The sequence below is a fragment of the Salipaludibacillus sp. CF4.18 genome (genome assembly GCF_051262595.1).
Lineage (GTDB): Bacteria > Bacillota > Bacilli > Bacillales > Salisediminibacteriaceae > Salipaludibacillus > Salipaludibacillus neizhouensis.
In genome coordinates this window covers 147,827-174,488 of sequence record NZ_JBIMEV010000001.1, presented here as the reverse complement: position 1 = coordinate 174,488, position 26,662 = coordinate 147,827, and the positions used below count along the sequence as shown (strand labels likewise).

Genomic DNA, 26,662 nt, shown 5'->3' with positions numbered 1-26,662 from the left:
CAAACGTTTCTCAAAAATCTAAGTTACTTTACATCGAATAATTATTGTTAGAGAAATTTACTTTTTTTCCTCTTCTTCCAATAAAACTTTACGAGAAAGGTTGACACGTCCTTGATTATCTACTTCTGTAACTTTAACCATGATTTCATCACCCAAAGAAATCACATCTTCTACTTTTGCAACACGTTCTTTTGCAAGCTGGGAAATATGAACTAAACCATCTTTACCTTTAAATATTTCTACAAAGGCTCCAAATTTTTCAATTCGTTTCACTTTTCCTAAATACGTTGCACCTACCTCGACATCGCGTACAATGTCTTCAATCGTTGCTTTTGCTTTATTATTCATTTCTTGATTTAACGAGGAGATATAAACAATACCATCTTGCTCGATATCGATTTTAACACCTGTTTCTTCAATAATTTTATTAATGATCTTACCACTTGGTCCAATTACATCACGAATTTTGTCAGGATGAATTTTCATTGTTAAGATCTTCGGTGCATGAGCACTCAATTCTTTACGAGATTCCGGAATAGTAGCCAGCATGTTTTCCAAAATAACTAATCTGCCTTCTCTAGCTTGTGATAGAGCTTCTACTAATACAGCCTTATCAATCCCTTGAATCTTAATATCCATTTGGATTGCAGTTACACCTTTAGCCGTTCCAGCCACCTTGAAATCCATATCTCCAAGAGCATCTTCCATACCCTGAATATCAGTAAGTACAGTCAAATCATCTTCATGCTTGACGAGACCCATAGCGATACCTGCCACTGGAGCAGTAATAGGTACACCCGCTGCCATCATTGCTAACGTACTAGCACAAATACTTGCTTGAGAAGTCGAACCATTTGATTCTAAAACCTCAGACACTAAACGAATCGTGTAAGGAAATTCTGATTCAGGAGGAATAACTTTCTCCAAAGCACGTTCCCCAAGGGTACCGTGTCCAATTTCTCGACGTCCCGGTCCTCTTATAGGTCCTGTTTCACCCACACTGAATAACGGGAAGTTATAGTGGTGCATAAAACGTTTTGAAGCTTCTACACCTAAACCATCCAGTATTTGAACGTCACCTAAAGCACCTAGCGTACAAATACTTAACGCCTGTGTCTGTCCACGAGTGAATAGTCCTGATCCGTGTGTACGTTGTAAAATATCGATTTGTGAAGCTAACGGACGAATCTCATCTTTTTTCCGTCCATCAGGTCGGATATTTTCTTTCGTAATTAACTTACGAACCGTTTCTTTCAATAATTTATCTAGTACTTGTTTAGCGTCTTTTGTTCGGTCTTGTTCCTCATCAACATAGCCTTCTAACATTTCATCGTAGACTTCTTTGATGGCGATTTCACGTGCGCCTTTTTCAACAACTGTTGCAGCTTGTACAAGTTGTGTTGTAGCCTTTTCACGAAGCTCAGCTTCCAGCTCTTTATCAAGAGTAAGAAGTTTCACTTCCATTTTTGTTTTACCGAGTTTCTCTATAATCTCTTCTTGGAAGGAAACTAATTTTTTGATTTCTTCATGTCCATACATAATTGCATCCAAAATGATTTCTTCAGGAAGCTCATTTGCTTCTGCTTCCACCATATTAATGGCATCTTTTGTTCCAGCAACGATTAGATTTATATCGCTCTGTTCCATTTGATCTGTACTAGGATTGATGATAAATTCCCCATCAATACGACCAACTGTTACTCCGGCAATAGGACCATCAAACGGGATGTCTGAAAGCGATAATGCAAGTGATGAACCGACCATAGCCGACATTTCTGAAGAGCAATCTAGGTCACTACTCATAACGATGCTGATAACTTGAACATCATTTCTAAATCCATCTGGAAATAGAGGTCGAATCGGACGATCGATAAGTCGGCTAGTTAGAACCGCGTGATCACTTGGACGTCCCTCACGTTTAATAAACCCTCCGGGGATTTTCCCAGCAGCGTAAAGGCGTTCTTCATAATTCACTGTTAAAGGAAAGAACGGTAAGTCTTTTGGTTCTTTTGAAGCTGTAGCAGTAGATAATACTGTAGTATCACCATAACGTACCATTACTGCGCCGTTTGCTTGCTTTGCGTACTGTCCTACCTCGAACGTTAACGTACGGCCGGCCCATTCCATTGAAAATGATTGATTTTCTTGATTCATCTTTAGTTTAACTCCTCTCATTCAAGTAATAGTTCCTTTTATAATTAACTTTTATTTATGTAGTTATGATAAAAGCAATAATATTTTTATAATAGAGCAAATCTTTTATGCGTTGAAAAACAAGGCTGTTTTATTAAAAGTTGTTAGGATTCCGCTTGAATTCGCTACAGCCAGTACACTTTCCGATTCTCCAAGCTTATAACCAAACAACAAAAAATATCATAAAAAATCATTCACCAAGTGTCATTCTAAGTTTTAGAAGTAGGAAATTTTTAACTATCTACGTAAGCATAAGAAAAAGCGGGAGAAACTCCCGCTTACGTAATTATCGACGAAGACCGAGCTTATCGACAACTTGACGGTAACGAGTAACATCCTTATTACGTAAATACGTAAGTAAGTTACGACGTTGACCGACCATTTTCAAAAGACCACGACGTGAGTGATGATCTTTCTTATGAGTACGCAAATGATCATTAAGCGTAGTAATTTGCTCCGTAAGGATAGCTACTTGCACTTCAGGAGAACCTGTATCCTTGTCATGAGTCTTGAAATTTTCAATAATTTCATTTTTACGTTCTTGAGTTAATGCCATCTTGCTACACCTCCTTCTTTTCATCCCCAATTGCCGAGCAAACGTCGGTGACTCGATTTGCCAAGCATTGGTTCTTAACATTTTTAATCATACTAGTTTTATTGCCATATTTCAAGTTTTTCATTCATTTTACACAAAGAAAGAAAAATTTAACCCGTTTTTTGCAGATTCTGCGATCTAAGAATCTTGTTCAAATAAGCTTCTAGCTGTTTCTTTATCTTTTGAAATTTGCGCGATCAAATCATCAACGGAAGCAAACTTTTTCTCTCCTCTTATTCTAGCAACAAATGAACATGAGACTTCTTTGTCGTAAAGATTTCCATCGAAATCGAAAAGATGAACTTCAATCGTTGGAATCTCGTTTGAAGGATCATGAAAAGTTGGTTTGTATCCTATATTACAAACTCCGCGATGCCAGTTTTTGTCTACACGTAACCATACAGCGTAAACACCTGTAGTTGGAATAACTACTTTTTCGTGATAAGCAATATTAGCTGTCGGAAAACCAATCGTTCGTCCACGCTTTTCACCATGAACGACCTCGCCATATATGACATATTTTCTTCCCAAATAGGTGGTTGCCTTATCAATATCCCCCTGTAAAAGTGCATGACGAATTTCAGTAGAACTTATTTTCTCGCCCTCATACGTGATTTTATCCACCGTTGTCTGAGATATCTTCTCACGGGAATGAAAAGGTAATGTTTCCATGGACCCTTTACCTAATCGACCATAGGAATAATCAAAACCTGCCACAACATGATTAATATTTAACCCAATTAAATACTGATCCACGAATTCCTGAGGAGACAATTCTGAAAAAGCAGTGTCAAATTCAATGATAAACAGGTAATCTATCCCAAGTTCAGATATCTGTTTTTCTTTTTCTTTAATCGTGGATAAATAGTATACGTCATCTTTATCAGTTTTACGTAAAACTTCCTTCGGATGAGGAAAAAATGTCATAACAGCAGACTTCAATTGCAGCTCATTCGCTTTTTTTTTCGCTGTAAGAATCACTTCTTGATGCCCTCGATGAACTCCATCGAAAAAGCCCAATGCTGTAGCTGTCTCAGGAAATTCCATTTGAGTATGAGGGTGTTTTAACTTCACTATTTGCATTATTGCCACCTCATCGCTGATGAACAGTTCTTATCATTTTTTCAGGTTTCATACTGTCTGCTCTTTTTTCATCTTTTTTATATAAAGCGAGACATTCTCCTTGTTGATTATACAAACCCCAAATCGATTCGTCCATCGATTTAACTTCTTCTGGTATAGTCAAAATCGCTCCTTGCATTACTCTCAATGCATCATGGTCGGTCACTGTTATTTTCGGAAAACTTGAAAGAGCTTCTTCCGGGCTAATTAATAAATCTTGTTGTTTATCCTGAAGCCGGTATTCATCCAGCGTCTCCAAGGTATAACAATTCTCCCTGTGGAAAGCGCCTGACGCTTCACGAATTAAATGAGACATATGTGCTGGGTATCCTAACTTCTCGCCAATGGCAACAGTTAATGTGCGTATGTATGTGCCTTTACTGCAAACGGCTCTAAAAGAAAATGAAACTGTTCCATCTTGATTCTTTTTTGGATGATCAAGTAATTCAAGCTCATAAATCGTTATTTCACGGCTGGGACGGTCTATTGTGATTCCCTCTCTGGCATATTCATAAAGCTTTTTTCCTTTTATTTTCACAGCGGAATACATCGGCGGAGTTTGTTTAATTACTCCTTCAAGCTGGCGCAAAACTGCTTTAGCGCTGTCTTCCGTAATGTCCTCTTTAATTTCTTTTTTGTCGACTAATTCTCCCGAAGAATCTTCCGTTGTCGTCGAAAATCCTAATGTTACTTCACCAATGTATGTTTTCTTTTCAGCAGTTAAATACTCTACAATTTTCGTTGCTCTACCCAGACAAACAGGAAGAACTCCTTCAACATCAGGGTCTAGCGTCCCAGTGTGACCTGCCTTTTTAGTACCGAATCTCTTCCCAACTTCTCTCACTGCAGAAAAAGAAGTCATTCCTTTAGGTTTCCATAAAGGAAAAACACCTATTAATTCGTTTGACATTATGTCCACTCTCCAGATTAAGTTTAATTTAGTATTTAACCAAAAGAAAGGGGAGACAGATTTCCTCCATCTCCCCTAGTATTATTACTTATCTTTATTTAATCCACGTAAAAGCTCATCAATTCGGTTTCCTCGTTCTATGCTTTCATCGAATGTGAAAGATAACTCCGGTGTCTTTCTAAGTTGAATTCTTTTACCGATTTCAGATCGAATAAAACCATTAGCTTGCTCCAACGCTTGAAGCGTTTTTTTACGTTCTTCATCTTCCCCGTAAACAGTAATAAATGCTGTTGCTTGTTGCAAGTCACCGGTTACATCGACTGCAGTGACTGTAACGAAACCTATACGGGGATCTTTAAGATCTCTTTGAATGATATCTGTTAACTCTTTTTTTATTTGTTCCCCAACACGATTGGCACGAACTTTACTCATAGCAAGACACTCCTATCGACAACGTAGATTCTTTCTTTTTATATTATAAGCTTAAATCCTATAACCATTCCCAAGTGATTGAAGTAACTTCTAATTGCTCATTCGAATCAATAATGGAAATTGCCCGTTGAAGTTCTTTTTCTACTTGGATCTTTTGTGATCCTACAGAAACAATTGCCCATTCTGTCCGTTGCCAAACATCTTGGTACCCAATCTCTGCAATAGAGACATTGAACCGTTGCTTCACGCGAGTAGCAACACTTTTGGTTACAGATCGTTTTTCTTTCAATGAATGGGGATGATAAATCACCGCTTCAACATTGATCGATCCGATTATCATTTACGTTTAATTTCTTCCATAACATAAGCTTCGATGATGTCTCCCTCTTTCACATCATTAAAGTTCTCAAGAGTTATCCCACATTCGTAGTTGTTGGCAACTTCTTTTACATCGTCTTTAAAACGTTTTAATGCGCGAACGTCACCTTCAAAAACAACAACTCCGTCTCGAATAACCCGGACAGATGATCCTCTTGTAATCTTTCCTTCTGTTACGTAAGAACCTGCAATTGCACCAATTTTAGATACTTTAAATACTTGTCTTACCTCTGCTTGCCCAATAACTTTCTCCTCAAATATCGGATCCAGTAGGCCTTTCATTGCAGATTCAACCTCTTCGATTGCATCATAGATAACACGATGTAATCGAATATCTACTTTTTCAGCATCAGCTGTTCGTTTTGCGTTTACGTCAGGTCGAACGTTGAACCCAATTATAATTGCATTGGAGGCAGAAGCTAAAATAACATCGGATTCAGCAATTGCACCAACACCAGTGTGAATAATATTTACTTTCACACCTTCTACTTCAATCTTCTCTAAGGTACCTTTCATTGCTTCTGCAGAACCTTGAACGTCTGCTTTCACAATAAGATTAATTTCCTTAATTTCTCCCTGTTGGATTTGTTCGAATAAATCTTCCAGGCTAACTGTAGATGTTTCTTTTCTGTCGGCTACACGCTGTTTAGATGCACGAGCCTCACCAAATTGACGTGCTTTTTTCTCATCTTTAAATACACGGAACTGATCACCCGCTTGAGGTACAGCATTCAAACCTGTAATTTCAACCGGTGTGGATGGTCCAACAGATTTAACTCGTTTCCCAAGATCATTGACCATTGCACGCACTTTACCAAAAGAATTCCCTACAACAATTGGGTCTCCAACATGAAGAGTACCGGCTTGAACGAGAAGCGTTGCAACAGGACCACGACCACGGTCTAGTTCCGCTTCAACAACCGAACCTAATGCAGCTTTATCAGGGTTTGCTTTTAATTCTCCGACTTCTGAAACTAAAAGAATCATTTCAATCAATTCATCAATGCCAGTTCCATTAATAGCCGAAACATTTACAAAGATTGTTTCGCCGCCCCAAGCTTCTGCAACTAACCCATGCTCAGTCAGTTCTTGCATAACTCGGTCAGGGTTAGCACCTTCTTTATCCATTTTATTAACAGCTACAATAATTGGTACTTCCGCTGCTTTAGCATGATTGATTGCTTCCACTGTTTGAGGCATAACACCATCATCGGCTGCCACTACAAGAATCGTAATATCTGTTACTTGTGCTCCTCTTGCACGCATCGTAGTAAAAGCGGCGTGACCAGGAGTATCAAGGAAAGTTATTTTTTTATTATTTTCTTCGATTTGATAAGCACCAATATGTTGTGTAATACCGCCTGCTTCTCCTGCTGTCACTTTTGTGTGACGAATACTATCAAGAAGTGTTGTTTTACCATGGTCAACATGCCCCATAATCGTAACTACTGGAGGACGTTCTTCTAAAAGAGCCGGGTCATCATTCTCTTCTATTGACTCAAAAGCAGTTTCGTCAATAATTACTTCTTCTTCTGCTTCCACACCAAACTCCTCTGCTAAAATATTGATCGTTTCAGTATCTAATTCTTGATTAATAGTTGCCATAACACCTAAATCCATAAGCTTTTTAATAAGTTCTGCTGGTTCTTTTTTTAACTTTTCGGCAAATCCACCAACCGTTACAGGTGTAGAATAAACGATTTTAGATGGTGTTTCTTTTACCGCAGGCTTAGGAGATGTCTGTTTTGTTTGTTGCTGCGACTGATTACGAGAGTCATTTTTACGGTTTTTATTATTACCACCGTTATTTACTCGTCCTTTAGAATTATCTTTTGACGCGTTGTCCGTACTTTTATTTCCAGTTTTCTTAGCTTTGCTTTGTTCTGGCGTTGCTTTCTTAGGAGCAGGAGCATCGGTCTTTGCCGGGTCTGTTTTGCCACCAAGTTTTTCGATTGTCTTGTCATCAATCACACTCATATGGTTTGTTACTTCAATGCCCATCTTTTTAAGTTGATTAATCACTTCTTTACTTGTCGTATTATTTTCTTTTGCATATTCATAAATACGAATTTTTTTCATATACATACCTCCTATACCTACTACAGCTGATCCTGTAATAGATATTACTCAATTAATGAGCGAAATTTATTTGCAAAACCTTTATCAACTAATCCAACAGTCACTCGTTCGGCTTTTCCTATCGCTTGTCCAATTGCATAGCGATCTTCAAAAAATATATAAGGAATTTCATAATAATGGCACTTGTCGGTAACCTTTTTTTTCGTGTTATCTGATGCATCTGCTGCAATAATAACAAAAACAACTCGTTTTTTCTGTATTGCTTTAACAACAAGCTCTTCCCCGGTAACAATTTTTCTGGCTCGTTGCATGAGACCCAATAAGTTCACCCATGATTTATCTGTCATGTGACTTTACCTTTATCACTCATACGAAGAAGTTCTTCGTAAACTGTTTCTGGAACCTTAGCTTTTAAATGACGGGATAAGCTGTCTTTTTTTTGTGCGTTTGAGATGACATCGTAATCTTTTGAAACATATGCCCCTCTGCCTGATTTTTTCGAAGATGGATCCACGAAAACTTCTCCTTCAGGCGAACGAACCACACGAATTAGTTCATTTTTAGGTTTCATTTCCTGAGTAACAACGCATTTACGAAGGGGCACTTTCTTTTTACCTGCCATGTTTTTCCCCTCCTTAGTCCTCTTTATTTCCCTCAATATCATCCATATAATCATCTTCCTCTTGCTGAATTTCTTCTATAGGAGCATTAGCATCATATATACCTAATTCTTCAGCATCAGTTTGACTTTTAATATCGATTTTCCATCCTGTTAATTTTGCTGCTAACCGCGCGTTTTGGCCTCGTTTACCAATGGCAAGTGATAATTGATAATCCGGAACAACCACTTGGGTCATTTTTTCGTCATCACTTACAGTAACTTGGAGCACCTTAGAAGGACTTAATGCATTTGCCACATACACTTGAGGGTCCGCAGACCACTTAACGATATCTATTTTTTCGCCTTTTAATTCATTCACAATTGTTTGAACTCGTTGTCCACGTGGTCCAACACAAGATCCAACAGGATCAACATCCTCATCGTCCGCGTGAACAGAAATTTTTGATCGTTCTCCTGCTTCGCGTGACACTGATTTAATTTCAACAGTGCCATCATAAATTTCAGGTACTTCTAATTCAAATAACCGTTTTAAAAGTCCAGGATGAGTTCGTGAAATCATAATCTGCGGTCCTTTTGTTGTTTTTTCTACTTTAGTAATATAAGCTTTGATTCGATCATTGTGTTTATAAGATTCATTCGGCATTTGTTCTCCGACAGGCATTAATGCTTCTACTTTGCCTAAATCAACATAAATGAAGCGATGATCTTGACGCTGGACAATACCAGTCATGATATCTTCTTCACGATCTATAAAATCAGAATAAATAATACCTCTTTCTGCTTCTCTTACCCGTTGAGTAACAACCTGCTTGGCAGTTTGAGCTGCAATTCTTCCAAAATCCCGCGGCGTTACTTCGATTTCAACCACATCGTCAACGTCATACAGAGGATTAATTGACTTCGCTTCTTCAATCGCGATTTCAAGTCTGATATCGAAAACCTCTTCAACTACTTCTTTTCTTGCATAAACACGGATGACTCCAGTTTCGCGGTCAATATCCACCCGAACATTTTGAGCAGAATTAAAATTACGTTTATATCCAGTAATTAAGGCTTGCTCAATTGCTTCCAAAATAATTTCCTTATCAATACCTTTATCTCTTTCAATGGATGCCAATGCATCCATAAATTCATTATTCATGGAACAATTTTCCCCCTTTCAAATTTAATGGCTCTACTAGTAAAGGGCGTTGATGACTGGTATGAACTGCCTATAATTACTACAAGTTATTATTGCATGTCAGCACAAACACAGTTTTCTTCATCCTCAACTCTTCATTGTTACAAAGCCATATTAAAAAGCTATCGCTAATCTGGCTTTTGCCACCTTTTCATAAGGTACAGTCACCGTAATACGACGCGTTTTTACCTTCATTTCAATAGTAAGATTTTCTCCATCGAACTGTGTTAACAGTCCTTCGAAGCTTTTGGCTCCATCAATAGGCGCATAAGTTGAAACATGTACATTTTTTCCTACGGCTCGTTTGATATCTTTTTCACCTTTTAATGGTCTCTCAGCTCCAGGTGATGATACTTCCATGTAATAAGCCTGTTCTATAGGGTCCTTTTCGTCGAGAGCTTCACTTAATTTTTCACTTACCGCTGAACAATCTTCCAAGTCCACTCCTTTATCACTATCTATAAATACACGAAGAAACCAATTTTTTCCTTCTTTTTGGAATTCCACGTCCACTAACTCAAGGGACAGTTCTTCAAGAATTGGAGTCACAAGATCTCCTACTTTTGTTTGAATATTTTCAGCCATAGGGTAAACCTCCTTTTTTCGTAAGGTAACTCGTATTGATACCTTGAATCTATGATGCCCAGCTACGCTACCTTATCGATAAAAAGGATAGCTTTAGGCTTCCTTAATTATTATTCCTTCAAATGGAAATGAATATAAGTACAATAGCGTAAGCCCCATAAACACCGACGTAGAAGCAGAACGAAACACTTCTATATTAAACGTATTATGTACAACTCATGAAACTATAATTTCCTAAATAGGTACAAAAGAAAGAGTGGGTTTCCCCACTCTTTCGTAGCCGATATAATCTGAGTCCTTCATTAATATACCATATTCTAGGGACGCATGCAAATTCTCTTGTACTACATGTGTTGTCCCACCATTTTGAAAGCAAAAGCTTTTCAGAAAATAATCTATTTCTCAAAAAATTATATCACTTAAAATAAAGAAAGTTGATTTGAATCTGACATCCCGTCTAAACAACCATGATCGTCTAAACTTTCGAGAACAGTTTTTGTAATCTTACTTCGCTCCCGTAAGTCTTGCTTAGAAATAAATTCTCCATCTTCCCTAACGTTTTCAATATTTATAGCCGCATTTGTTCCCACACCAGTTATCGCATTAAAAGGTGGGATAAGAGTATCCCCATCGACAATAAATTCTGTTGCCTTAGAGCGGTAAAGGTCAGCTTTTTGGAAAGAGAATCCCCTTTCACACATTTCCAAGGAAAGCTCAAGTACTGTTACAACACTTTTTTCTTTCGGAGAAGCATCGAATCCTTTACGATAAATCTCTTCAATTCTTTTACGAATCGTTGCAGACCCTCGTACCATTGTATCCAATTCAAAATCATCCGCTCTAACCGTAAAATATGCTGCATAAAATAATATTGGAAGATGTACCTTGAAATAAGCTATTCGTACTGCCATTAATACATATGCCGTGGCATGCGCCTTAGGGAACATATACTTTATTTTCAGACATGAACCAATGTACCAATCTGGTACACCATGCTTTTTCATTTCCTCAATCCATTCTTCCTGCAGTCCTTTTCCTTTACGGACAAATTCCATAATTTTAAAAGCCAAAGAATGTTCTACACCTTTATATATGAGGTAAACCATAATGTCATCACGGCAACCAATAACATCTTTTAATACACACGTACCCTGCGCGATAAGATCGGCTGCATTATTTAACCATACGTCTGAACCATGCGATAGCCCTGAAATTTGAACAAGCTCACTGAAAGAATTAGGTTTTGTTTCTTCTAACATTTGCCGAACAAAACGTGTCCCAAACTCCGGTATGCCATACGTCCCCGTCTTACACATAATCTGTTCTGCCGTAACTCCTAAAGGTTGTGGTCCTGCAAATATTTTATATACCTCTGCATCATCCACAGGTATATCATTTGGATCAATACCACTTAGGTCTTGAAGCATTCTGATAACTGTAGGATCATCGTGACCGAGAATATCCAGCTTCAACAAATTATCATGAATAGAATGAAAATCATAATGAGTGGTTTTCCAATCAGATTGGTTATCATCAGCAGGGTATTGTATCGGTGAAAAATCATATATATCGAGATGATCAGGTACAACAATAATACCACCCGGGTGCTGGCCTGTTGTCCGTTTAACACCTGTACATCCAGCTACAAGTCGGTCTATTTCTGCGCCTCTAAGCTGAATATTTTCGTCACCCTCATAGCCTTTGACGTACCCATATGCTGTTTTATCTGCTACAGTTCCAATGGTACCTGCTTTATAAACATAATCTTCCCCGAATAATTCTTTTGTATAATTATGAGCCTTTGACTGATAATCACCTGAGAAGTTCAAGTCTATATCGGGAACTTTATCGCCTTTGAAACCTAAAAACGTTTCAAACGGAATATCATGACCATCCTTATTGTACTCTGCATCACATTTCTCACAGGATCGATCCGGTAAATCAAAACCTGATCCCACTGTACCGTCATTAAAAAAGATAGAATGATAACAGTTTGGACACACGTAATGAGGAGGTAATGGATTCACTTCTGTAATTTCTGTCATTGTTGCAACAAAACTGGAACCAACAGATCCTCTTGACCCAACCAAATAGCCATCTTCCAATGATTTTTTCACCAGTTTTTGGGAGATCAAATAGATCACGGAAAATCCGTTACTGATGATACTTGTTAATTCTTTTTCTAATCTGTCAATAAGGAGTTGTGGCAAATCATCGCCATAAATGCTTTTTGCTCTTGCATAACACATTTCTCTGATTTCCTCATCTGCACCTTCGATATGAGGTGTAAACAATTCATCTGGGATTGGTTTTATGTCATCAATATCATCCGCGAAATTCTGAGTATTCGTTACAACAATTTCTTTTGCTTTATCTGCCGGTAAAAAACTAAAGCAATCAAGCATTTCATTTGTAGACCTGAAATGAACTTGAGGAAGTGTCTGTTTATTCAACGGATTGGCTCCACCTTGTGAAGCAATCAGGATTTTCCGGTAGATATGATCTTCAGGTTGTAAATAATGAGCATTTCCCGTAGCCACGACTCTTTTTCCTAATTTATCACCAATTAAAATAATATTTTTGATCATATCTTTTAATGCTAATTCATCTCTTACAATTTCCCGCTCTACTAAATGAATGTAATTACTTGGCGGCTGTACCTCAAGATAATCATAGAAAGCGGCTACCTCTTCTACTTCTTCTGGAGACTTTTGCATAAGAGCATCAAAAACTTCCCCCTTATCACAAGCAGATCCTATTAGTAATCCTTCACGATGCTTGATCAATTCAGAGCGCGGAACTCTAGGCACTCGGAAAAAATAGTTCAAATGTGATAATGACACAAGTTTATAAAGATTTTTTAACCCTGCTTTCGTTTGAGCATATACCGTACAATGATTTGGACGTTGTTTCTTATAATCGTCTTTAGATGTCTGATCATTCAATTGGTGATGAACTAAAATTTCTTTTTCTGTGGCATCTTTAACCATTTTCCAAAGGAGATGGCCAGTGGCTTCCGCATCGTAAATCGCTCTGTGATGTGCCACTAATTCGATATTAAATTTCTTACACAACGTATTCAGCCGGTGGTTTTTAAACGTAGGATATAGAAAACGGCCTAATTCCAATGTGTCAATAACAGGATTAGTTACTTTTTCAAAGCCGATCTTTTGATAACCTGCATTCAAAAATGCCATATCAAAGCTTGCGTTATGAGCAACGAGGGTATCGTTTCCGATCCATTCATGAAACTTTTTTAGTACATCTTCAATTTCCGGTGCAGTTTCTACCATATCATCTGTAATCCCCGTTAAATCAATAATCAATGGACTTAGTTTCTCGTGTGGATTTGCAAATGATTCAAACTTGTCAACCACTTCACCATCTTTTATTTTAACTGCTGCTAACTCTATAATAGTATTATAAATAGCAGACAAGCCCGTTGTCTCCACATCAAAAACGACATACGTTTCATCTTGAAGCACACGGTCGGAAGGGTTGTATGCAATTGGAACACCATCATTTACTAAATTAATCTCTACCCCATAAAGAATTTTTATATCATGTTTTTTCCCTGCACCAAAAGCTTCCGGAAAAGATTGCAGCACGGCATGATCGGTCAACCCAATTGCTGGATGCCCCCATTTTTTGGCTTGTTCTATATAAGAGCTAACTGGCGTTACAGCATCCATTTGACTCATCGGCGAATGAAGGTGAAGTTCTACTCTCTTCTCATCTTTAGGAGCGCTATCTTGTCGTTCCGCTTTACGTATCTGTTCAAAATCTTTCGCCATCATTACTAAGTCTCGAATAAATGTGTCAAATTGCACACTCCCTCTTACCTTTATCCACATTCCTTTCGTAATAGATTGAAAGACTGGGACATCTTCTTTATCATTCGAAAACATTTTTATAGTTAATGAATCTGTATAGTCTGTTATTTTAAAGGTTAATAACGTCCGGCCACTTTTTAACTCCTTCGTTTCTACATCAAAAACCAAGCCTTGAATAGTAATTCGTCTCTCTTCCTCGATAATGTTTTCAATAGGCTGAGGATCGTCTTTAATTTGAACGCCCATCGTTACTTTTCTATTATGTTGGAGCTCTTTTGCTTTTTCATCGTATTTCTGTTTTTCAAGCATTGCTTCGACGATCTTATTTTGATCTTCTTCCATTTTTTGCTCTGCGAACCGGTCCATTGCTTCTTGTGATTCCTTCACCGTAGTCTCTAATTGAACATTTCCAAATCCTGAATCTTGGAATACTTCTTTCAAAGGACCCAACACTCTTCGATGGAGCATCTCTGCTTCCGTTTCATTAAGCACTGCAATGATAACTTTCCTACCGTCTATCACTGGCACTTGTTCTTGCAATCGCTGAATAAGACCGTTAGTAGTATGCCTCACTTGTTCTACGAAGTAAGGCCAATATTCATTTATATGTTTCGTAATATCACTGTTTTCCTCATAATCTATCATAATACTTACATCTGCAATATGTTGAAGACCTTGAGTAATACGACTTTTAAACAGTTCAAAAGCAGTATAAGGCAGAACTTTAGGTATCATAAACGAAAATTTCCATCTGCGCTCTTTTTGATACACTTCAAGTTTTTGTATATATGAGCCTTGTAACTGATTTGAAATGATTTCATCAGGCATCACAACTTGCTCCATTAAGAGGTTAAATCGCTCCTGCCTAATTTCAATTTCATTACTCACTTTCTTCCCCTCCATGAAAAACGGCATAGCCGTCTTTGAAAAATTAAAACATCTAGTTTGGCTTCGAAGAAAACAACAATACAAACTTCGTTGATTACGCGCAGCCTATTAAAGAATTATTATACTTTCTTACCTTTATCTTGTAAAACCAGGTGTTTCATTACTATGAGGGTGCATCATAAAGTCAGTTATCGACTTTATGAACGCACCCTCATTATAAAAAATTATCTAACAGTTTTAGCTAAGAATTCCAGGAGATCATCCTCATGAAGTTCTAGCATTTCACCAGTCTTCCTTATTTTAACCTCTACAATGCCATCTGTTGCTTTTTTACCTACAGTAATTCTCACTGGTAGACCATAAAGATCTGCATCTTTGAATTTAACACCTGGACGCTCTGTACGGTCATCCAATAAAACCTCAAAACGTTGCTGTTCAAGCTTCTCATATAAAGACTCAGCTAGAACCCTTTGCTCTTCTTGCTTTATATTTACCGGGATAAGATGGACTTGAAAAGGAGCTACACTGTTTGGCCAAATAATACCATCATCATCGTGATTTTCTTCTACAATTGCTGCAACTGTTCTGGAAACTCCAATTCCATAACTTCCCATCACAATCGGTTTAGCTTTTCCTTGGTCATTTAAAAATGTTGCACCTAGTGCTTCACTATAGCGTGTCCCGAGCTTAAATACATGACCAACTTCGATACCTTCTTTGAAATGGATTGTTCCTTGCCCATCTGGTGAAGGATCTCCTTCTTGGATATTTCGGAAATCTCCGTAGGAAGACACTTCAAAGTCTTTATCAGGGGTGACATTCTTAAGATGGGTATCTTTTTGATTAGCTCCTGAGATAGCGTTAACCATGTACTTCACAGCATGGTCTGCAATAATTTTCACTTTATTATCTATTCCAACCGGACCAATGAACCCAGCCTCTGTTTCAAGCCATGAGCTTGTTTCCTGATCAGAGGCAAGATCGACTTGCGTTGCTTCAAAGAAATGTTTGATTTTCACGTCATTTACCTCATGATCTCCACGAACCAGCACAAGTACAGGTTCTTTATCAACGATAAATAGTAACGATTTCAAGCAGCGTTGCTTGTCTGCTTCCAAAAATGCAGCAACATCAGCTATAGATTTTTTACCAGGCGTTGAAATTGTTTCGATTTCATTAATGGCTTCACTGGATTTTTCATAGGCTACATTCACAGGCGCTATTTCAATATTCGCTGCAAAATCTGAAGAATCAGAGTAGGCAATCGTATCTTCACCAATGTTAGAAAGAACCATGAATTCATGAGTGTCCTTTCCTCCCATTGCACCAGAATCAGCAACAACTGCTCTGAAATTTAATTCACAACGCGTAAACACATTCTTGTAAGCTTCATACATTTTATTATAACTTTCATCTAATCCTTCAAAACTCGTATCAAACGAATAGGCATCTTTCATTAAAAACTCCCGGCCACGAAGAATCCCAAATCTAGGTCTTCTCTCGTCACGGAATTTCGTTTGAATCTGATATAACGTCATTGGAAGTTTTTTATAGGAACCAACAGCATCTTTTACTAGGCTCGTAATTACTTCCTCATGAGTTGGTCCTAAGGCAAACTCACGGTTATGTCTGTCTTTAAATCTCATTAACTCAGGTCCATAAGCTTCCCAACGCCCTGACTCTTGCCAGAGTTCCGCAGGTTGAATAGCCGGCATCAATAACTCCTGTGCCCCAGCACGATTCATTTCTTCACGGACAATTGTTTCCACCTTTTGCAACACTTTCATACCTAAGGGTAGAAACGAATAAACTCCAGAAGCACTCTGACGAATCAACCCGGCACGAAGCATTAATTGATGACTCTTTACATCAGCATCTGCCGGTATATCTCGTAACGTAGGTGCTAAATATGTACTTTGTCTCATTATAAGCCACCCCAACCTTTACATTAATATTAATCTTCTAAAAAATGTGTTCAAAAAACTGTGGCAATGATTTGATTTTCCTCTATAGATCACTTTGGTACAACAGTGAAACGAAGCAACACCCTAAGTTGAAATTAGAGGTGTCGCTTCTAAGTTAAAGCTGTTTTCTTTAAGATTGTTAGTTTAATTTAAAAAGCAAGGTACTCAAATCCGCTTAAGGAGTAAGCTGGAAAGCTCATTGCTTTCTAGTTGTCTAAATGTCTACAAGAAAAACTTATTTATGTCGTTCCATGTCACTGCGAGCATTAATAACATTAGCAAGGCAAACCCCACAAAGTGAACGATTCCTTCTTTTTGTGGATCAATTGGTTTTCCTCGAATTGCTTCTAACCCAATAAATATCAGTCGACCACCATCAAGTGCAGGCAATGGTAACAAATTAATTATCCCTAAATTAACACTTAAAATTGCTGCCCATTGGAATAAAACTAGAATCCCCATTGCTGCAACTTCACCCGTGTAATTATAAATCCCTACAGGGCCTGATAAATGATCTAAACTAAATTGTCCGGTGACAAGCATACCTAATGCTTCAACTATGAGCATTGTATACTCATACGTTTGCGTGAAACCGAAAGCAATTGCACCACCTATACTCTTTTCAGTTGGCGGATAGATACCTACGACTCCTTCTACTTCATCCTCAGCGCCAATTCTTTCTTGAGGGACTATGTTAACCTCAAATTGATCTGACCCACGTTCAATTTCAAACTGAAGGTTTTCATTTGGCTGATCTTGGATAATGCTGGTCATATCTTCCCAGGTGGTGACATTTTCGCCATCGATAGAAAGAACTCTATCTCCACTTTCAAGACCCGCTTCCAAGGCAACACCATCATCCGTTAAATCTCCAACTAACGCTTCATCGACTGGCATACCAGCAATTAGTGCATAAGCCATTAATATTACAACAGCTAGTACGAAATTCATCATAGGTCCAGCGAAAATAGCTACTGCACGCTGGCCAACTGTTTTAGATGAAAACTGACGATCATAAGGCGCTATTTGTGTAGCTAGTTCATCATGAACAAACTCCGCTTTTTCATCAATCTGATAAGTTATTAGTTCCTCTGAATCATCTACATACCCTTGTACAAATAAATCATGTTCCATATCTATTTTTTCTACTTGCATCACCTTGCACCCGGGATGTTTAGACTTATTATTAATAATCATACGATTTACTTTACCAGAATCATTAAAAAATAGACCAATTTCATAGCCAGGCTTGATTTGAACCATCTCAGGATCTTCTCCAGCCATTCGCACAAAGCCACCTAATGGAAGGAGCCTAATCGTATATACCGTTTCATTTCGTTTAAAAGAAAATATTTTTGGTCCGAATCCTATGGCGAATTCACGACATAAAATACCGGCCCTTTTAGCAAAAATAAGATGCCCCCACTCATGTATAAACACAAGTAGTCCAAAGATCACAATTACTGCTATTAAAGTATTCATTCACACACACCCTTTAACTGATATAAGATAACACCTTGTTTCTAATCTCATCATCTAAAGAAATGATTTCTTCCAGTGAAGGATCGTTGGATGGGGTGTGACCATCCAATGCTTTTTCTACAAAATATTCTATATCTAAAAATGATATTTTTCCTTGTAGAAATAAAGAGACTGCGATTTCGTTTGCCGCATTTAATACAGTCGGAGCCGAACCACCTTGTTTACCAGCCTGGTAGGCAATTTCTAGACATCTAAATCTCTCTTTGTCCATTTTTTCAAAGTGGAGTGCACCAACTTCCCATAAGTTTAACCTTTCTCCACCCTTTAAATCAAGCCTCTCAGGTAAAGATAATGCAAACTGAATAGGAACTCTCATATCTGGTGTTCCGAGGTGGGCAAGTACACTACCGTCAATATATTCAACCATAGAATGAATAATGCTTTCTTTATGTAAGATAACATCAATTTTATCATAACTCATGTTAAACAACCATTTCGCTTCAATAACTTCCAAGCCTTTGTTCATCATCGTAGCAGAGTCAATGGTGATTTTAGCTCCCATTTGCCAATTAGGATGTTTTAATGCATCGTTAACCGTTACTCCTTCTAGTTCACTCCGTGTTAAATTGCGAAAACTCCCTCCAGATGCAGTTAAAATTAGTTTAGAGACCTCTTTATCAATGTTACCGTGTAAACATTGGTAAAGAGCTGAATGTTCACTATCGATTGGTATAAGTTGTACACCGTGTTTTTCAATCATCGCTGTGACAATATGTCCGGCTGTCACTAACGTTTCCTTATTTGCAATTGCTATATCTTTTCCAGCCTCAATCGCTTTTAAAGTAGGTTCCAAACCTATTCTTCCCATGACGGCATTGACAAGTACTTCCGATTCCCCATAGGTAGCAACTTCTATTAATCCGTGGTCTCCATAGAGAATGCGGGCAGGATAAGTAATCTGTTGTTTTACTTTTTCACAAACTTCCAGAGATCCTACACTTATAATTTCAGGTTGGAATTCTTCAATTTGTGCCATTCCAACCTTTATATTCACACCAAAACTGAGACCTAAAATAGAAAACTTATCAGGATGAGAACGAACAACATCCAGTGTTTGAATCCCTATAGATCCAGTTGAACCAATTAAATTAATTTTTTTCAATGATTAACGCCTCTCTTTTCATGACCAGATTAAATGAATCCAAGTAAATAAATAATTGGCATTACAAATATCAAACTGTCAAATCTATCTAAGATACCTCCGTGACCCGGTAACACTTGACCAGAGTCCTTTACTGCATAGTGTCGTTTAAAAGCCGATTCGACTAGATCCCCTAATTGCCCAGTAATAGAAACAATAAGCATAAACATCATCGTTACAATCCACGATGAGAAAACCGGAATGAAAATTATAAAAATTGAGCCGATTAAAACCGCTAGAACAGTACCGCCAACAGCGCCTTCTATCGTTTTTTTCGGACTAATTTCCGGCCAAAGTTTATGTTTCCCAAAACTTCTTCCAGCAAAATAAGCCCCTGAGTCAGTTGACCAAACGATGGTTAAAATAAAAAATATCACTTCTAGTCCGTTTTCTAAAAATCTGGCATACATAAAGTAATGAAAACCAAAACCTACATACACCGAAGCAAGAATGACAAAGCCTGCTTCATCAAAGGAAAAAGAATTTTTCGTTACAACTGTCAATGCTAATAGAACGATAATTAACAGTAAAAATAACTCTAATCTTTGAAGGTGAATCCATTGCATGGACACCAAGTTTTCCGGAACTAATAGGAGAAACATAAAAATAAATGCAACAACTCCTTTAACAGAAAACGGTTGGATTCTTTTCATTTTAATTAATTCCCACATTGCAATAGCTGCCAAGGCAATCATTAACAATGTAAAAGGAAGATCCCCTAAAATAATAAGGCCAAGGAAGGCACTACCCCCAACAACCCCGGTTATAATTCGTTGTTTCAAATTTCCTGCTCCTCTCTAAACACCGCCATATCTTCGCTGTCTCTTTTGATACTCCTGGATCGCTTCATCAAAATGCTCCTCTGCAAAATCCGGCCAGAGTACTTTCGTAAACCAAAACTCGGAATAGGCTAGTTGCCAGAGCATAAAGTTGCTAAGTCTAATTTCTCCACTGGTTCTAATAAGTAAATCTGGTTCAATAAGATCCGAAGTCATCAGATGGTTGGAAAGCATCGTTTCAGATACGTCATCTATGTGTATAATCCCATTCTCTATATCTCTGTAAATTGATTTCATCCCATCAAGGATTTCTGACCTGCTGCCATAATTAAGAGCAAAATTCAAGATAAGTCCATTATTATTCTTTGTTTTCTCAATAGCATTATCTACTGCTTTTTTCGTATAATCAGGTAATTTCTCTCGATCACCAGTAATTCTTATAACAACATTTTCTTTGATCAGTTTTGGTAATTCAACACTTAAATAGCGTTCTGGGAGTCGCATTAGAAAATCAACTTCTGTTTTAGGTCTCTTCCAGTTTTCAGTTGAAAATGCATAAAGTGTTAAAACTTTAATACCTAGATTATTAGAGTAACGGACAATCTTTTTTATAACACTCATTCCTTCACGATGTCCTGCTATACGAGGAAGACCTCTTTTTTTGGCCCAGCGCCCATTTCCATCCATGATAATTGCAACGTGATTCGGGATGTTTTCTTGTGAGATTAAAAGAGTAGGATCTTCATTTGGTTGTCCGTTTTTATTACGGCCTGTTAATTTATCAAACATGCTTTTTTCCCCCAGGCGGTTTGAAATTCAAATAATGACATTTTTTATATGTATCATACACTTTACCATCTTTGCACATATGTTATCGACCTGAAATGTTAATGTGGAATATATTGGTCCCTTTTTATATTCTACCATGAACAAGCTTATCGTATAAGATGAAAATTTGTAAATGGTCAACACCATATTCATTTAGTATTTCAAGATCTATTGAACATACTCAATTAAATTGAAAAGACCCTCTATCTCGAGAGGGCCCTTTCTCACATTTTTAATTATATACAGTTAAGAAAGACTAGACCTCACGAATACTCTCTTCCTTGACTTTAGAAATACTATCGATATTACTAATTGTCGAATCTGTAAGTTTTTGAACTTCATCTTGCCCACGACGAAGTTCATCTTCTGTTAAGTCACCATCTTTTTCTTTCTTCTTTAGTTCGTCATTCGCATCGCGGCGTACATTACGAACAGCAACTTTAGCTTCCTCTGCGTAACGGCCTACTATTTTAACGAGATCATTACGACGTTCTTCTGTTAGTGCAGGAATCGTAATTCGAATGATATTACCGTCACTGGACGGCGTTAATCCAAGGTCAGCTTTTTGAATAGCTTTTTCGATATCAGAAATAGAAGATTTATCGAACGGCTGAATTAAAAGCATTCTTCCCTCAGGAACAGTTATGGAAGCAAGTTGATTTAACGGCGTCATCATACCGTAATATTCTACTTGAACCTTGTCTAATATAGATGGATTGGCTCTGCCTGCCCGTAACGTGCCTAATTCTCTTTCATACGCCTCAACTGACTTTTCCATTCGCTCTTTTGCTTGTTTTAATACTTCGTTAGACATTATTTTACTTCCCCCTTATTATTGTTCCAATTTCTTCACCTAACACAGCTCGTTTTATATTGCCTTTTTCCGCGATAGAGAAAACAATTAACGGGATATTGTTATCCATACATAGAGACGAAGCCGTGGAATCCATAACAGCCAAACCGTCCTTTAAGATATCTAAATAAGTTAACGTATCATATTTAACCGCAGTTGAATCCATGCTAGGATCAGCGCTATATACACCATCTACATTGTTCTTGGCCATTAAAATGACATCCGCTTCAATTTCAGCTGCTCGTAATGCGGCTGTTGTGTCTGTTGAAAAATAAGGATTACCCGTACCAGCAGCAAAAATGACCACTCGTTTTTTCTCAAGGTGGCGTATTGCTCGGCGTCTTATGTATGGTTCGGCTACTTGTCTCATTTCAATGGAGGACTGAACTCTTGTTTGAACCCCTATATTCTCCAAGCTGTCTTGGAGTGCTAATGAGTTCATTACTGTAGCAAGCATTCCCATATAATCTGCGGTTGCCCGGTCCATACCTTTAGCGGCTCCGGCCATTCCTCGCCAAATATTTCCTCCTCCAACAATAATTGCAACTTCAACTTTCAGAGCGACAATATCTTTCACCTGATCAGCGATGGATTGGATCATTGTTGGATCAATACCGAATCCTTGATCTCCTGATAACGCTTCACCACTCAATTTTAACACAATTCGGCTATACTTTCGCTCCTCCATAGTACCCTCCATTATATATTATGTATTTTAACTAATACTCTTAGGAAAAAGGGACACGGAGTGCCCCTCTATGATCCAGCAAATATTATTTTTTAACTTGGGACATAACTTCTTCAGCGAAGTTTTCTTCCCTTTTCTCCATGCCTTCTCCAACTTCATAACGGAAGAAAGTTTTGATTTCCGCTCCTTTTGAAGATACATACTTGCCTACTTTTTGATCACTGTCTTTTACGAATGCTTGCTCATTCAAACAAGTTTCTTCGAAGAATTTACCAAGTCGACCTTCAACCATTTTATCAACGATTTTCTCAGGTTTACCCTCGTTCATAGCTTGTTGCTTCAATACTTCACGCTCACGATTTACTTCATCTTCAGAGACTTCTTCACGACGAACATACTTAGGATTTAAAGCAGCAGCATGCATCGCAACGTCTTTTGCAACTTGCTCATCTGCAGTTCCTGTAAGCACAGTTAATACACCGATTCGTCCGCCCATATGAATATAAGCACCAAATGCTTCATTTTCTCCACCTTCAACAAGTGCGAAACGACGCAACGAAATTTTTTCACCGATTTTTGCGATTTGGCTATTAATAAATCCTTTTAGAGTATCTTCTGAACCATCGAAAGATTGTCCTAAGGCTTCATCTACTGTAGTTGGATTATTAGTCAAAATATGACGTGCGATCTTATCCACCATATTAATGAAGTTTTCATTTTTTGAAACAAAGTCAGTTTCAGAATTGACTTCTACGATAACCGCACGATTGTTTTCTGTAACGATATGAGCAAGACCTTCGGCAGCAATACGGTCAGATTTCTTTTCTGCTTTGGCAATTCCTTTTTCACGAAGAAAATCAATTGCGCTATCCACATCCCCGTCAGTTGCTGTAAGGGCTTTTTTGCAGTCCATCATACCTGCACCTGTTTTTTCACGAAGTTCTTTTACCATTTTAGCTGAAATAGCCATTCAAATTCCTCCTTAATTTATATCTTCTGTTTTATTTACATTTTAAGTATAGCGCTTGTTTTTAAATTTCGAAAACTATTTGGGATTCCCCTGGCGCTTTTTTACATTATTACCACTTTAGAGCATCAACATAACCTGCAATAGTAATTTTAAAAAAAGGATGATAAAGGGTCTAGCCCTCTATCACCCTTTTGGACGAACATTTTAAGCAGATGTTTCTTCACCCTGATTAGCTTCAATGATTGCATCAGCCATTTTCGCAGTAAGTAAACGAACAGCACGAATTGCATCATCGTTACCTGGAATGACATAATCAATCTCGTCAGGGTCACAGTTAGTATCAACAATCCCAACGATTGGGATATGCAATTTATGAGCTTCAGCAACAGCGATTCGCTCTTTACGAGGATCGATAATAAATAATGCATCCGGCAGACGCTTCATCTCTTTAATTCCACCTAGGAATTTCTCAAGACGGTCCATTTCCTTAACAAGAAGGACAACTTCTTTTTTAGGAAGGACATCAAACGTTCCATCTTCTTGCATAGTTTCGATCTCAACAAGACGAGCAATACGCTTACGGATAGTGTCAAAGTTAGTTAAAGTACCACCTAACCAACGTTGGTTAATGAAGTACATACCACAACGCTCAGCTTCTTCCTTAACAGAATCTTGAGCTTGTTTCTTTGTACCTACAAAAAGCATTGTTCCACCTTGCTCAGCTAAGTTACGAACAAAATTAAATGCCTCGTCAACCTTCTTAACTGTTTTTTGAAGATCAATAATGTAAATACCGTTTCTTTCTGTGAAAATGTAGCGATCCATCTTTGGGTTCCAACGACGTGTTTGGTGTCCGAAATGAACCCCTGCTTCTAATAATTGTTTCATGGAAATCACTGCCATTTCACTCACCTCCTCTGGTTTTTTAAATCCTCCGCTCGCATCTTCTCTAATTAAGACTTTAATTGAATAAAGCACCCTCGATTAGATCCGCAAGCGTGTGTAGTAACACCAAGAGATAATATATCATATACATCATGCTATGACAAGAGATGGAAGGAATTTATTTATAAAACTTTAGGAGTAATTCAACCTCTCCAGCACCAATGCGTAATTCCTTTGCAATATCAGTTATAGAATTCCCCCGTTTGTAAAGCGACAATACTCTAGATGTTGTAGAAGAATCCAGAGCTATTTCTTCTGATGTTTCATCCGGAAGTGGAGGCTCATACTCTTTATAATCTTCTTCATGATCAGCGGAATCAGGAAAAGTATTTACTAAACTCTGATCAGGATCAGTTATTGGTTCTGGTATATTTTCTATCTTTCTATGTTCATTCACTTTAGGAGATGAATTAGCAGAAAGTTTACTAACCCTTCGAGCTAATCTTTCATTATTGTCTTTCATTTCTGTAGTATAAGATAGAAGAAGATCTTCTAATTCTTTCATTGTTTTTTCTTTATCTAAAGGTTTTGTACGCTCCATTCGCTGATAGAGAAGGATCATAATATAAAAACTTACAAAATGCAGCGCCAAACTTATGATTACTAAATATACCATTATTGTCCCCTTTGCCTTATTACATCTTCATCATCACTTATTAAGATATTAAACACATCGTTTCCTATTAATTGTAACACTTTTTGTTGTTATAAGGTCTCAAACTTAATTTCACTTTTCTCAATACGAAATAATACATGGTCGTGCTTTGAGATAATTTTCCGTTTATATTTACCAAAGTTTAGAACTGTATTTGGGTAGATAGTCCGTTGAATTTTCACTTTCACATCCTCCTGACTAGCAAAAAATTCTTCCAACTCCCCTAATTGCTCACTGGCTTCCTGCATAAGTTTATTAGACTCAAAAAGTGAATTTCTAATCCTGAGCTTCATTATTTTTTCTTGAGCATTTAGAGTACCTTCTGCTTCTTTCGTAACGATCCTTTTTAATAAGACACCTAACTTTTGAACATCGTCTCGAGCTTCCTTGAGTTGAATTTTATATTTTTTCTCCGCTGTAACAATTGATTCACTTAAGCCGATGTATAACTCGGTAGGGGTACTCATATGGTTGCCAAGTTCATTAACCACTATTTCTACACCTGCTGAAATGCTTCCACCAACTATGTTTCCTTTTCCTTGATTACAAAACAACCGTCCTTGCGTTTCGACCTTGCTATGTAGTATAGACTTTGAAACGTGGATATCACCTTTAGCTCGAATGTTGGCCTGATTTAAAAAAGAGGTCTTGATTTCTCCTTGTGCATCTATAAGACCTTTCCCTTGTGCAACCACTCCTTGATGTATGTAAATAGAACCACCCGAAACTAATTCGGCCGATTCAACAGAACCATGCACACGAATGTCTCCTCTTGCTTTAATTTCAAAGCCAGAAGGCACGTTCCCGCGAATGTTTACGTTTCCAACAAAGTCAATATTCCCAACATTTAAATCCAAATTCCCATTCACTTCAAAGATCGGATAAACATGTACGACTTTCGGTTCAACGGATACTTGACCATCTATCATCGAAATAATTTCCATGCCGCCGTCACTTATCCGCGTATTTTTTCCAGGTCGTAACTTTAGATCCTTTCCAGGTCTTGCTTTTATTTCCTCTCCGTAAACAGAAACACCTTTTTCTTCAGGAGTGGGGTTAATTTTCTTTCCTACAATTGTACCTGCTGTAACAGAAGGTATGTTTATCACTTGCTTTAAATTTTTATCATCATCCCCTGGTGTTACTTCTGTTGAATCTCCTTTAAAACCTTCTAAGACGGTCCATAAACAAGCATCTATCCCGTGTTTTGGCTTTTCTCCTTGAGCAACAGTAACGGGTAAACTAATTTCTTTCGAGACTATTTTTTCTAAAGTTTCTTTACTAATTCCATATACAATTCCATGTTCCTCGAGGAACAATGTTAGATCTTCTAATTTCAACTCTTCTGGCAAAGAAAGATTTTGCTTAAGAGTAACCTCGAGTGCATCATTGTCAACTTCTATCAATAGTACCTCATTTAGGCTATCCATTATAGGTTCTCCCCCACTATATGAAAATTGGAATATTCAAAAGTAATTAG

At 37.7% G+C, this 26,662-nt stretch carries 23 protein-coding genes; all 23 read right to left on the bottom strand.

Features of this window, described 5'->3' with window-relative positions; genetic code table 11:
* Positions 1-57 precede the first annotated feature (57 nt).
* On the bottom strand, positions 58-2,154 hold the full coding sequence (gene pnp, locus ACHABW_RS00860; protein WP_435753639.1) for a polyribonucleotide nucleotidyltransferase: 2,097 nt from the start codon (positions 2,152-2,154) through the stop codon (positions 58-60).
* A 325-nt stretch (positions 2,155-2,479) separates the two neighbouring features.
* Positions 2,480-2,749, bottom strand: coding sequence for a 30S ribosomal protein S15 (gene rpsO, locus ACHABW_RS00855; protein ID WP_110936320.1), 270 nt, complete (start codon positions 2,747-2,749; stop codon positions 2,480-2,482).
* A 177-nt stretch (positions 2,750-2,926) separates the two neighbouring features.
* Positions 2,927-3,871, bottom strand: a complete 945-nt coding sequence (locus tag ACHABW_RS00850; protein WP_435753638.1) for a bifunctional riboflavin kinase/FAD synthetase — start codon at positions 3,869-3,871, stop codon at positions 2,927-2,929.
* Between the two features lie 10 nt (positions 3,872-3,881).
* Positions 3,882-4,820 (bottom strand): tRNA pseudouridine(55) synthase TruB, encoded by a 939-nt coding sequence (gene truB, locus ACHABW_RS00845; protein WP_435753637.1) that lies wholly within the window; start codon positions 4,818-4,820, stop codon positions 3,882-3,884.
* Positions 4,821-4,904: 84 nt separating this feature from the next.
* Complete coding sequence (gene rbfA, locus ACHABW_RS00840; RefSeq protein ID WP_110936323.1) at positions 4,905-5,252, bottom strand: 30S ribosome-binding factor RbfA; 348 nt, start codon at positions 5,250-5,252, stop codon at positions 4,905-4,907.
* 58 nt (positions 5,253-5,310) lie between these two features.
* Complete coding sequence (locus ACHABW_RS00835) at positions 5,311-5,592, bottom strand: DUF503 domain-containing protein (RefSeq protein WP_110936324.1); 282 nt, start codon at positions 5,590-5,592, stop codon at positions 5,311-5,313.
* Positions 5,589-7,709 (bottom strand): translation initiation factor IF-2, encoded by a 2,121-nt coding sequence (infB, locus tag ACHABW_RS00830; protein ID WP_435753636.1) that lies wholly within the window; start codon positions 7,707-7,709, stop codon positions 5,589-5,591. The genes ACHABW_RS00835 and infB overlap by 4 nt, the downstream gene beginning before the upstream one ends.
* 44 nt (positions 7,710-7,753) lie before the next feature.
* Complete coding sequence (locus ACHABW_RS00825; protein WP_435753635.1) at positions 7,754-8,056, bottom strand: YlxQ family RNA-binding protein; 303 nt, start codon at positions 8,054-8,056, stop codon at positions 7,754-7,756.
* Positions 8,053-8,331 (bottom strand): RNase P modulator RnpM, encoded by a 279-nt coding sequence (gene rnpM / locus ACHABW_RS00820; RefSeq protein WP_110936327.1) that lies wholly within the window; start codon positions 8,329-8,331, stop codon positions 8,053-8,055. The genes ACHABW_RS00825 and rnpM overlap by 4 nt, the downstream gene beginning before the upstream one ends.
* A gap of 13 nt (positions 8,332-8,344) precedes the next feature.
* Positions 8,345-9,472, bottom strand: a complete 1,128-nt coding sequence (nusA, locus tag ACHABW_RS00815) for a transcription termination factor NusA (protein ID WP_435753634.1) — start codon at positions 9,470-9,472, stop codon at positions 8,345-8,347.
* Positions 9,473-9,625: 153 nt separating this feature from the next.
* Positions 9,626-10,096 carry a ribosome maturation factor RimP gene (rimP, locus tag ACHABW_RS00810; RefSeq protein WP_110936329.1) on the bottom strand — a complete coding sequence of 157 codons (471 nt, stop codon included), beginning with the start codon at positions 10,094-10,096 and terminating at the stop codon, positions 9,626-9,628.
* Positions 10,097-10,515: 419 nt separating this feature from the next.
* The gene (locus tag ACHABW_RS00805; RefSeq protein WP_435753633.1) at positions 10,516-14,817 is read right to left on the bottom strand and encodes a PolC-type DNA polymerase III; all 4,302 of its coding nucleotides are present in this window, start codon (positions 14,815-14,817) and stop codon (positions 10,516-10,518) included.
* A gap of 224 nt (positions 14,818-15,041) precedes the next feature.
* Entirely contained in the window at positions 15,042-16,742 is a 1,701-nt protein-coding gene (locus tag ACHABW_RS00800; RefSeq protein WP_435753632.1) for a proline--tRNA ligase, read from the bottom strand.
* A gap of 261 nt (positions 16,743-17,003) precedes the next feature.
* Positions 17,004-18,263, bottom strand: a complete 1,260-nt coding sequence (gene rseP, locus ACHABW_RS00795; protein WP_435753631.1) for an RIP metalloprotease RseP — start codon at positions 18,261-18,263, stop codon at positions 17,004-17,006.
* A 13-nt stretch (positions 18,264-18,276) separates the two neighbouring features.
* On the bottom strand, positions 18,277-19,425 hold the full coding sequence (locus tag ACHABW_RS00790) for a 1-deoxy-D-xylulose-5-phosphate reductoisomerase (RefSeq protein ID WP_435753630.1): 1,149 nt from the start codon (positions 19,423-19,425) through the stop codon (positions 18,277-18,279).
* A 29-nt stretch (positions 19,426-19,454) separates the two neighbouring features.
* Positions 19,455-20,246: a phosphatidate cytidylyltransferase gene (locus ACHABW_RS00785; protein WP_110936334.1), complete on the bottom strand. Its 792-nt coding sequence runs from the start codon at positions 20,244-20,246 to the stop codon at positions 19,455-19,457.
* 15 nt (positions 20,247-20,261) lie between these two features.
* A complete protein-coding gene (locus ACHABW_RS00780; protein ID WP_435753629.1) occupies positions 20,262-21,032 on the bottom strand; it encodes an isoprenyl transferase in 771 nt (256 codons plus the stop codon).
* A gap of 295 nt (positions 21,033-21,327) precedes the next feature.
* Positions 21,328-21,885 carry a ribosome recycling factor gene (gene frr / locus ACHABW_RS00775; RefSeq protein ID WP_435753628.1) on the bottom strand — a complete coding sequence of 186 codons (558 nt, stop codon included), beginning with the start codon at positions 21,883-21,885 and terminating at the stop codon, positions 21,328-21,330.
* 4 nt (positions 21,886-21,889) lie between these two features.
* Entirely contained in the window at positions 21,890-22,612 is a 723-nt protein-coding gene (gene pyrH, locus ACHABW_RS00770) for a UMP kinase (protein WP_435753627.1), read from the bottom strand.
* Positions 22,613-22,697: 85 nt separating this feature from the next.
* Entirely contained in the window at positions 22,698-23,582 is an 885-nt protein-coding gene (gene tsf, locus ACHABW_RS00765; protein ID WP_110936338.1) for a translation elongation factor Ts, read from the bottom strand.
* Between the two features lie 204 nt (positions 23,583-23,786).
* Positions 23,787-24,485 carry a 30S ribosomal protein S2 gene (rpsB, locus tag ACHABW_RS00760; RefSeq protein WP_110936339.1) on the bottom strand — a complete coding sequence of 233 codons (699 nt, stop codon included), beginning with the start codon at positions 24,483-24,485 and terminating at the stop codon, positions 23,787-23,789.
* Positions 24,486-24,645: 160 nt separating this feature from the next.
* On the bottom strand, positions 24,646-25,143 hold the full coding sequence (locus ACHABW_RS00755) for a DUF6115 domain-containing protein (RefSeq protein ID WP_435753626.1): 498 nt from the start codon (positions 25,141-25,143) through the stop codon (positions 24,646-24,648).
* A gap of 89 nt (positions 25,144-25,232) precedes the next feature.
* Entirely contained in the window at positions 25,233-26,612 is a 1,380-nt protein-coding gene (locus tag ACHABW_RS00750; RefSeq protein WP_435753625.1) for a DUF342 domain-containing protein, read from the bottom strand.
* Positions 26,613-26,662: the final 50 nt, after the last annotated feature.

Excerpts from the sequence above, each read along its gene's own strand:
- pnp (WP_435753639.1), bottom strand. The coding sequence starts at position 2,154 with ATGAATCAAGAAAATCAATCATTTTCAATGGAATGGGCCGGCCGTACG.
- rpsO (WP_110936320.1), bottom strand. The coding sequence starts at position 2,749 with ATGGCATTAACTCAAGAACGTAAAAATGAAATTATTGAAAATTTCAAG.
- ACHABW_RS00850 (WP_435753638.1), bottom strand. The coding sequence starts at position 3,871 with ATGCAAATAGTGAAGTTAAAACACCCTCATACTCAAATGGAATTTCCT.
- truB (WP_435753637.1), bottom strand. The coding sequence starts at position 4,820 with ATGTCAAACGAATTAATAGGTGTTTTTCCTTTATGGAAACCTAAAGGA.
- rbfA (WP_110936323.1), bottom strand. The coding sequence starts at position 5,252 with ATGAGTAAAGTTCGTGCCAATCGTGTTGGGGAACAAATAAAAAAAGAG.
- ACHABW_RS00835 (WP_110936324.1), bottom strand. The coding sequence starts at position 5,592 with ATGATAATCGGATCGATCAATGTTGAAGCGGTGATTTATCATCCCCAT.
- infB (WP_435753636.1), bottom strand. The coding sequence starts at position 7,709 with ATGAAAAAAATTCGTATTTATGAATATGCAAAAGAAAATAATACGACA.
- ACHABW_RS00825 (WP_435753635.1), bottom strand. The coding sequence starts at position 8,056 with ATGACAGATAAATCATGGGTGAACTTATTGGGTCTCATGCAACGAGCC.
- rnpM (WP_110936327.1), bottom strand. The coding sequence starts at position 8,331 with ATGGCAGGTAAAAAGAAAGTGCCCCTTCGTAAATGCGTTGTTACTCAG.
- nusA (WP_435753634.1), bottom strand. The coding sequence starts at position 9,472 with ATGAATAATGAATTTATGGATGCATTGGCATCCATTGAAAGAGATAAA.
- rimP (WP_110936329.1), bottom strand. The coding sequence starts at position 10,096 with ATGGCTGAAAATATTCAAACAAAAGTAGGAGATCTTGTGACTCCAATT.
- ACHABW_RS00800 (WP_435753632.1), bottom strand. The coding sequence starts at position 16,742 with ATGAGACAAAGTACATATTTAGCACCTACGTTACGAGATATACCGGCA.
- rseP (WP_435753631.1), bottom strand. The coding sequence starts at position 18,263 with ATGAATACTTTAATAGCAGTAATTGTGATCTTTGGACTACTTGTGTTT.
- ACHABW_RS00780 (WP_435753629.1), bottom strand. The coding sequence starts at position 21,032 with ATGTTTGATAAATTAACAGGCCGTAATAAAAACGGACAACCAAATGAA.
- frr (WP_435753628.1), bottom strand. The coding sequence starts at position 21,885 with ATGTCTAACGAAGTATTAAAACAAGCAAAAGAGCGAATGGAAAAGTCA.
- pyrH (WP_435753627.1), bottom strand. The coding sequence starts at position 22,612 with ATGGAGGAGCGAAAGTATAGCCGAATTGTGTTAAAATTGAGTGGTGAA.
- tsf (WP_110936338.1), bottom strand. The coding sequence starts at position 23,582 with ATGGCTATTTCAGCTAAAATGGTAAAAGAACTTCGTGAAAAAACAGGT.
- rpsB (WP_110936339.1), bottom strand. The coding sequence starts at position 24,485 with ATGGCAGTGATTTCCATGAAACAATTATTAGAAGCAGGGGTTCATTTC.
- ACHABW_RS00755 (WP_435753626.1), bottom strand. The coding sequence starts at position 25,143 with ATGGTATATTTAGTAATCATAAGTTTGGCGCTGCATTTTGTAAGTTTT.
- ACHABW_RS00750 (WP_435753625.1), bottom strand. The coding sequence starts at position 26,612 with ATGGATAGCCTAAATGAGGTACTATTGATAGAAGTTGACAATGATGCA.